The following is a 2,234-nucleotide window of genomic DNA, read 5'->3' as shown; positions in this document are numbered from 1 at the left end:
CGCCGGCGAACCGGCCGGTGTGATATCTCTCGTCATGGCGTTGCTCTCCTTTGTGGAATCAGCACCCCGAGCCTACCGGCTCAAGGTGGGCAACGCCGACCTCTTCAGATATTCAACAGAACCCGGGACATCCCCGACCTTGCCGGTCAGCAGATCAATTCCGGCCGATCCGGCGCGGAGGATGAAACAGCAGCGGTAATGGTGATTAACTTAATGAGAAGGCCCAGTTCAAATTGACAAATGGATGCACGCCCCAAAATGAGTTTGGCGATCTCGGTCCGGTTGGCAGAAGTTCGCTTATTTATTTAGAGGCAGCGCAAGGACAGCTTCATCAAAAAGTCGCCCCAGCCTCGAGAACTGTTCCGGATAGTAGATGTTGCTGTATTCCTGTGCGAGACGGCTCGCGTCACCCCCTACGATCGCCGTACCGGTTCGCTCGTCGCGTTCCGGGCACATGCCGAGCTCCGCCGCTATCAGTTGGCTCGTAAGTTCATTGGGAGCTGGGTTGCGTCAAGTGCGCTCTCGTCTTCGCAGATAAGTCTCGCAACCTCTTCGATTTGTAGCTCGATTCGCTGTTTAAGGTATTCAGCACACGAATTGCAGCGGTGAGAGTGCGAAGCACCTACAGGAAGCGGTGTGGGTGTCTTGCTATCGTGATCAACCTTAGTGTGCAGATAAAATCGGATTAAGTGGTTGCGCGCAAGACCTCATCACCTGACATGCTTGGTTCAGTCGCTCCGCTGCACTCGAACTCCTGGCTCCGTACACGGTCATACTCATGGCTGCCTCATGCATCGTTCTGATACACGAATCTTCTTTATTGCGACGCGCTGAGATCCAGCGCGCGCGAGGTTGCCGCCTGACAAGACCGTGCTGACAACCGTTGGAAAGGCCTTTCCCGTCATCACCTGACGATAATGGCAGAGTACGAACTAGGCCGCCCGGAGCAACTGCGCTCAGGGGGCGACGATTAATTCCTAATGACGTGCTATATCCTCCAACTCGAGCGGTGCTTTGACTTAGCAGCGTTCATTAAGATTGGTAAAAGACTGTTGTGATGGAATCCATCCACCCGATGGATAGAAAAGAGCGGAATATGAGGACTATGTTGATGCCGCGCTGCGACGCGCAATTTGATCGCGGTCTCGTCGAAACGACCGCTGGCGAGCGAGAAGATGCCAAATGGTCGGCTTGCTCCTGGGTGCCGGCCCTCGTGTAACGATGCGAGGCAAGTGAAGCAACGGAAATGATCGCCCGTGACGGATTCGTACTTGAGTCTCGAGGAAGCGGAACTGCGCGATTGAGCCGGAATTGAGCTTGACGCTCCGCGGACCGGTCCCGGACTACAATGTGCAGCGGCTGATTCAACTACTCACCACATCCTGTGTGTAAAGCAAAACACAAGTCTTCCCACCCCCCCGCCGCATGCTTGAAACCGACAGCCCGCTTTGCGTCGATATGCTGCGCGACCTCCAATAGCCTGAACTACACTTCCTGAGCGCGTTTTTAACGTGGCGCGCAAGAGGTCAATGTCGATTGGCATTGTCCGGTGTACGACAGTGTTGGACATTCGACATAGCTGGTTTGGCAGTCCCCTTTGTATCTACAAACGTTTCTGCTCTGGCACGAAGAATGCTTTGGGTTATGCGCAAACGCGTCGGACTTGGCGCGCAAAGAGCTCTCGATTGAATTATCGGAGAGCCCAGAGCAACCGAGAGACGAGATTGATCATGAGGTTATTCCTCATCCCCAACAAACCGCAATGGAGCTTTTGACGGGCCATGCTGAACCAGCAACTGACGAACTATGTCGATGACGAGGCCGGGGCAAAATACGAGCTGCCCTGTCGTGATTTCTTCCTGGAGATTTGGGTTCGTGTGTCTGCAAGGACGATGTGCTCATACCGATCCGCGGCTTGCCTCCTTGCCGCGCTGCTTTCGACGACTGCCCTCTCGGCCGGCGCGGCCCTCGCCCAGACCACGGTGACATCGGCTCCGCCCGCCAGCTTCACGCTCGGCAACGGCATGCAGGTCGTGGTGATCCCGGATCACCGCACCCCCGTGGTGACGGAGATGATCTGGTACAAGGTCGGCTCGGCCGACGAGACGCCGGGCAAGTCCGGCCTCGCGCACTTCCTCGAACACCTGATGTTCAAGGGCACCGAGAAGCATCCGGTCGGCGAATTCTCGCAGACCGTGCTCCGCGTCGGCGGCAACGAGAACGCCTCGACCTCG

2 protein-coding genes are annotated in these 2,234 nt (G+C 56.4%); both read left to right on the top strand.

The window, feature by feature from the left end; genetic code table 11:
- Positions 1-199: hypothetical protein (locus AC630_RS46550; protein WP_208867118.1), on the top strand; the 199-nt coding region annotated here is incomplete at its 5' end.
- Between the two features lie 1,693 nt (positions 200-1,892).
- Positions 1,893-2,234 (top strand): M16 family metallopeptidase (locus AC630_RS41415; protein ID WP_143198739.1); only part of this gene is annotated, 342 nt, incomplete at its 3' end.

Source organism: Bradyrhizobium sp. AS23.2 (genome assembly GCF_001908185.1).
GTDB lineage: Bacteria > Pseudomonadota > Alphaproteobacteria > Rhizobiales > Xanthobacteraceae > Bradyrhizobium.
This window is presented reverse-complemented; position numbering and strand designations above follow the sequence as displayed.